This is a genomic window from Egibacteraceae bacterium (assembly GCA_040905805.1).
In the GTDB taxonomy this organism is placed as follows: Bacteria; Actinomycetota; Nitriliruptoria; order Euzebyales; family Egibacteraceae; genus DATLGH01.
The window spans coordinates 1-5,489 of the sequence record JBBDQS010000078.1; the positions used below are offsets into that span (position 1 = coordinate 1).

The 5,489-nt window shown below is 72.2% G+C and carries 8 protein-coding genes; all 8 read left to right on the forward strand.

Annotated features, from left to right (window positions below; genetic code table 11):
• Positions 1–488 (forward strand): hypothetical protein (locus tag WD250_08540; GenBank protein ID MEX2620254.1); only part of this gene is annotated, 488 nt, incomplete at its 5' end.
• On the forward strand, positions 485–1,441 hold the full coding sequence (locus tag WD250_08545) for a replication-relaxation family protein (GenBank protein ID MEX2620255.1): 957 nt from the start codon (positions 485–487) through the stop codon (positions 1,439–1,441). The genes WD250_08540 and WD250_08545, both read left to right, overlap by 4 nt.
• Positions 1,441–2,613, forward strand: a complete 1,173-nt coding sequence (locus tag WD250_08550) for a ParB/RepB/Spo0J family partition protein (GenBank protein ID MEX2620256.1) — start codon at positions 1,441–1,443, stop codon at positions 2,611–2,613. Before WD250_08545 ends, WD250_08550 begins: the two co-directional genes overlap by 1 nt.
• Positions 2,614–3,264: 651 nt before the next feature.
• Positions 3,265–3,747 (forward strand): hypothetical protein, encoded by a 483-nt coding sequence (locus WD250_08555; GenBank protein MEX2620257.1) that lies wholly within the window; start codon positions 3,265–3,267, stop codon positions 3,745–3,747.
• A complete protein-coding gene (locus WD250_08560; GenBank protein MEX2620258.1) occupies positions 3,738–3,932 on the forward strand; it encodes a hypothetical protein in 195 nt (64 codons plus the stop codon). Before WD250_08555 ends, WD250_08560 begins: the two co-directional genes overlap by 10 nt.
• On the forward strand, positions 3,929–4,768 hold the full coding sequence (locus tag WD250_08565; GenBank protein MEX2620259.1) for a DNA adenine methylase: 840 nt from the start codon (positions 3,929–3,931) through the stop codon (positions 4,766–4,768). The genes WD250_08560 and WD250_08565 overlap by 4 nt, the downstream gene beginning before the upstream one ends.
• Positions 4,765–5,121, forward strand: coding sequence for a hypothetical protein (locus tag WD250_08570; protein MEX2620260.1), 357 nt, complete (start codon positions 4,765–4,767; stop codon positions 5,119–5,121). The genes WD250_08565 and WD250_08570 overlap by 4 nt, the downstream gene beginning before the upstream one ends.
• A partial coding sequence (locus WD250_08575; GenBank protein ID MEX2620261.1) for a hypothetical protein occupies positions 5,111–5,489 on the forward strand: 379 nt, incomplete at its 3' end. The genes WD250_08570 and WD250_08575, both read left to right, overlap by 11 nt.

Genomic DNA, 5,489 nt, shown 5'->3' on the forward strand with positions numbered 1-5,489 from the left:
AGCGGCTGACACCAGCGACGTTCGACGCGGTCACCACCAACCGCTCGCACCTGGCCACCACCACCGTCAACGCCCGGGCCGCGCAGTTGCTGTCGCGCGAGTACGGCGGCGAGGTCGCCCCCCGCACGATCGCCGCGCTGTCCAAGTACACCTACCTCACCTCGGTCACGTTGGGCCGCGACGTCACCCCGCCGTTTCACGTGCGCGGTGTGCCGGTCGACGAACTGTGGGCGCATTGCTACCACCCCGAGGCGATCGGCGACCTGGACGCGGCGGTCGACCGCACCGCCGGCCGTCGACCCATCCGCGACACCGCCGCCGAGCTCGACACCCTCGACGGGCGGATCCTCGAGCATCTGCAGGCCCGTGGCCGCCGCGACGGCCCGGCACCAGCAAGCGGTGGTGCGCCGGGCAAGGCGACGCGCGGGTCCGGGCGCAGCGACGACGCGCTGATCTACGACCCAGCCGAGACAGGAGGGCCGCGATGAGCGCCAACCCGCCGACGATCACCCCACCCACCCGCCCGCTGCGCGCCGGCGAGATCGAGGTGTTGGAAAGCATCTACGCCCACCGGCTGCTGACCACCCACCAGCTGTGGGAGTTGCACACCCCGGCTGGGGAGACCCGGGACCCCAGCTGGATGCGTCACATCGTCGCGCATCTGCGCCGTCGGGGCCTGGTGCGCAGCACCCGCTGGCGCGGCGACAGGCAGCTGCGCTGCTGGTATGTCACCGAGGCCGGCGCGGACACGATCGAGGCGGTCACGACCCGGCTGCGCAGCCGGCGGGTGCTGCTGACCGCAGACGGCGCCGCCGGCATGCACCAAAGCCACACCCTCGCGGTCAACGACGTCGGCATTGCGTTCGCGACCTGGGCGAAGACGCTCGGCCACGAGTGCGGACATCTGGCGTGGGAGAACGAGGTCGCCCACCGCATCGGCGACGGCAACCGGGGGGTGCGCGGCGGTGACCTCCTGGTCGCCGACGCGATGCTGCACTACGCCGCGCTGGTGGGGGGGCGCACCACGCTGCTGTACCGCTTCGTCGAGCTCGACCGGGCGACGATGAGTGTGCAGGAGCTGGGCGAGAAGCTGCGCCGCTACGTCACCTACGAAACCTATGTGCCCCGCGACGCACACGACGGCCGTCCCGCCTGGCAGCAGCGCTATCCCGGCATGCCCGGCGTGGTCCTGGTGCTGACCGGCAAGCCCCGCCGCCTGTTGGAGCGCCGCCGGGCGATGCTGTTCGCGGTGTGTCACCTGGACCCGACGATCCGGGAGGCGATCGACCAGGGACGAGCACCCAGTGTTTCGGTGGTGCTCCTCGAGGACCTGCAACGCGAGGGCCCGTTCGCCGGCGTGTTCCTCCGCCCCGGCGCGCCCGACACCCCGGTGAACGTGATCGGTCGTCCTGTGCCCGCTACCGGAACGAAGGCAAGCTGATGAGCGGGACTGCCGCCCTTGACGCAGCCGCCCGGCTGGCCCGCTCCGAGCGGTTGTCGGGCCGCCAGCTGGTGCTGCTGCCGCTGACCGGGCCGGCTGCGGCGTTCACCGAGGTGCAGGGTCGGGCGCCGGGCGCGTCCACCGCACCCGAGGACCTGGCGGAGCTGATCAGCTCCATCGCCACCATCGGGGTGCTCCAACCCATCCTGGTCGAGCAGTTCCCCGACGGCCGGCGCCGGCTGGTGTCCGGTGAGCGGCGGCTGCGCGCCGCCAAATGGGTGGCCACCAGCCACCCCGACGAGGACCGCTACCAGACGATCCCCGCGGTCACCTGTCCCGGCCCGCTGCCCGAGGAGGACCGGCGGGTGTGGCAGCTCGTGGAGAACCTCGCCCGCGAAGACCTGCGCCCTGGCGAGCTGGCCGCGGCGCTGCTGTTCGAGCGTTGCGCGGTGCTGACCGCCAAGCTGCTGGCCGCCGGGGTGCCCGTGCCCGCTGGTGTCACCGGCATCGAGGACCCGGTGGAGCGGTTCCGCGCCCTCGACAAGCTGCGGCTGGCGCACGGCCAGTCACGCCTGGGTGCGCCGTGGCCCGAGGTGCTGCGCCGCCTGGGTATCCAGATCCCCGAACGCAAGGCCCAGCAGTTGGCGCACGCTTTCGCCACCTTGCCCGCGGAGCTGTCCGCGGAGATGGACGCCCACAAGATCGCGCTGCACACCCGCATGCGCTACCTCAAGCTCGACCAGGGCAACCGGGCCGCCGCCCGCGAGCTGTGGGAGGCGGTCAAGCAGCGGGCCCGCCCGGAACTGCTCACCGCCGCGGTACGCGCCCGCCACGACGACCCTGACCTGGACCCCGTCGGCGCGGTAGCCGCCGCCGAGGCCGAACACGCCGCGGCCAACCTGGCACGCGCCGACCAGCGGGCCTGCCCCGACCCGACCTCCGCGTGTGAGGCCGAGGGTGGCGACGAGCCGACGGGTGCAGGCACCAAGGCCCCCGATGATGACCTCGAGCACACACGCGGGCTGGCGGCCGCGACCGTCGACGCGCTCACCCAGCTGGCCGCAGCGATCACCAACGGCGCGTGCCTGTCGGCCTATGACCGCGGGTCGCTGCGTCTGCACATCGCCCAGCTGACCGAAGCGCTGGAGCGGGCGGAGAGGACGGCGGCATGACCACCGCTCTGCCTTTGGCCCCCGCGCGCGGCTGCAACTGCCACGCCTGCCCCTTCTACATCGACAACCCGTCCGCGGTCGAGCCGATCTGTGGCGGCACCAACACCTCCTGCTCCTACTGCGGCTGCGCGCGCAGCGACGGTGCCCTGGTCGGCGCTGGCGGCTGCGGGCAGTGCCCGATCCGCTGCGGCAGCCGCACCGACATCACCGACTGGATGGCCGACGTCGGCGGCACCCTCGCCTTCGACGACATCGCCCTGGACGTCCAGCTGCCCGCCGGGCTGCCCCGGTTCATACCCCAAGTCGACGGGCACGACATCACCCGCTTCGACCGCGCGCTGGGCTGGCCGGCCTACGCGGTCGGGCTGCGCCGGGTGTTCAGCCCCACCAGCCACACCATGTACCCCAAGTTCGTCGGCAAGACGGCCGCCGAGGCCCTCAAACTCCGAGACGGCCAGCTGGCGGTGCTGGTCGGCTACGGCGAGGACCCCCTCGTCGAGGCGTTGTGGACCCGCCGCCACCAGCTGATCGGCGAGATCGCGGCCCAGGAGTGGGACCTGGTGTTGGCGTGCAACTACTCGATGTACGGCAACCAGCCCCGCGCCGAGCCATCTGCTGAACTTCCGCCGCAACCTCCTGCTCGCCCAGGAGATGTGCGACGCCGGCGTGCCCGCGGTGCCCAACCTGTACTGGTTCCGCCGCGAGGACCTCGACCGCTACGGCGCCTGGCTGGCCGACACCGGGCCCGCCGCCGTCGCGATCAACTTGCAGACCTTCCGCCGGGACGCCTCCTGGAACGACATGGCGCTGCCGGGACTGGCCTACCTGTCGCTGCTGTTGCCCGCCCACACCCGTCTGATCGCCACGGGCACCTCCCGCCGCGACCGCATCGCCCAGCTGCACGCCCTGTTCGGTGACCGCCTCGTCCTGGTGTCGCAGAACCCCCAGCAGTACGCCCGCCACGGCGCGGTCATGACCGCGTCGGGCCGCGTCGACGTGCACGCCCACGACCACGACGCGTTCGCCGCCTCCGTGCGCTTCTACGCCGGGCTGCTCGACCAGCCCGCCCCCGACTGGCGGCTCGACGAGGACGCCGGTCTGGTCGTGGTGGGGGAGGAGGGCGCGTGCTCGTGACCCAGACACCGGCTGTGACCCCCCGCACGGTCCAGACGACCCTGGTGCCCCACGTCGGTGTGGAAGCCGTGCATGTCGACCGCGCCAACCACCTGCTCGTGGCGTGGGGCCACGATCTGGGTGCGTGCAACCGGCCGTTCGGCGCTCAAGCGTTCGCCCTGCACCTCGAGGGGAGCCGGGCATGAGACCGCCGGTGTCCTACTACGGCGGCAAGAGCCGGCTGGCCGGCTGGGTCGCGTCGCTGCTGCCACCCCACCGGGTGTACCTCGAGCCGTTCGCGGGCAGCTGCGCGGTCCTGCTAGCCAAGCCTTGCGCTAGCCACGAGATCATCAACGACCTCGACGGCGATGTCGTCAACTTCTTCCGCTGCCTGCGTGACCACGAGGTCGAGCTCGAACGGCTGTGCCGGCTCACGCCCTACGCCCGCGAAGAGTTCGACGCCGCCGACCTGACCGACGCCGTGGACGACCTGGAACGCGCGCGGCGCTGGTGGGTGCGCGCGACCCAGTCGATCAACGCGCAAGTCACCGCCCACAAGTCCTTCTCGGTGTCGACAAGCCGTGGGTCGGGGCACGCCTGGCACACACTGACGTTGGTGGCCCGCTTCGCGGCGGTCGCGGCACGGATCCGCACCGCGGTGATCGAGTGCCGCCCAGCGGTGGAGGTGATCGCCAAGCACGCCGGCCCGGACACCGTCGTCTACGCCGACCCGCCCTACCTCGCGGCGACCCGGTCGATGCTTGGCCGCAAGACCCGCGAGTACACCCACGAGTACGCCAGCGAGTCCGACCACCGCACGCTGGCCGAGGTGCTGCACGCCACCCCCGCGGCGGTGCTGCTGTCGGGCTACCCCTCGCCGCTGTACGACGAGTTGTACGCGGGCTGGCAGGGCGTGGAGCGGCGGGTGCACCGGCCTTCCAGCAACGCAGGCGGCCGCGACGTCCGGGCGCTGGAGGTCGTGTGGTCCAACCGGGCGCTGCCCGCCCAGCAGCGACTGGCCTTCCAGGAGGTCCTGGCATGACCCCGCCGGTACGCGCCTGCGCCGACCGTCAGGTGCTGGTGCTGCTGACCTTTGATCCCGCCACGGGCGCTGCGACCCTCCCAGTCGGCGCGGTCGGCGTGCACGGCGATCGCCATCACCTGTCATGGGTGCCACTGGAGCCGGCCGCGGACGAATGGCGCACCCGCCTGCAGCCCTCGAGGCGCTACAGCATGCGCGAGGCCGTGGAGTTCTGGGCCGAGCACGCCAACGGCGTCGCGGTGGCGATCCAGCCGATCGAGGCTGGGGCCGGCGGGTCGCTGGTGGATGCGGTCGAGACGGTCGTGGACGCGCTGCTGGTCCACCGCGGGCAGGTGAGCGCGGGTGGGCAGTGACGGCACCAAGAGCCACGAGACGTTCACCGTCGCGCCCGCGGATCCCGACGAGGGTCTCGACGAGCTGCACGTCGACCCCCAGCACGACGCGGAGACCGCCGCCCAGGTCACCAAGCTGGAACACACCGTCAGCCTCATCGCAGGGCTGACGCAAAACAGCGACACGGTCGACGAGGACGTGGCCTGGCTGGTCGCCACGGCGCACAGCGAGATCGACGAGCTCGACATCGACGACGCCGACAAGCAGCAATGGCACACCACGGTTGCCGCCGCGGCCGCCGACGCGTTGGCCGCGCTGCCCGACCAGGCGCTGCAGCAGCTGGCCGCCGACAAAGGGTTCGCGCACCCCACGCTGGTCAGCGCCAGTG

Coding starts and splice junctions, on each gene's coding strand:
- WD250_08545 (MEX2620255.1), top strand. CDS start 485: ATGAGCGCCAACCCGCCGACGATCACCCCACCCACCCGCCCGCTGCGC.
- WD250_08570 (MEX2620260.1), top strand. CDS start 4,765: ATGACCCCGCCGGTACGCGCCTGCGCCGACCGTCAGGTGCTGGTGCTG.
- WD250_08555 (MEX2620257.1), top strand. CDS start 3,265: ATGTGCGACGCCGGCGTGCCCGCGGTGCCCAACCTGTACTGGTTCCGC.
- WD250_08565 (MEX2620259.1), top strand. CDS start 3,929: ATGAGACCGCCGGTGTCCTACTACGGCGGCAAGAGCCGGCTGGCCGGC.
- WD250_08550 (MEX2620256.1), top strand. CDS start 1,441: ATGAGCGGGACTGCCGCCCTTGACGCAGCCGCCCGGCTGGCCCGCTCC.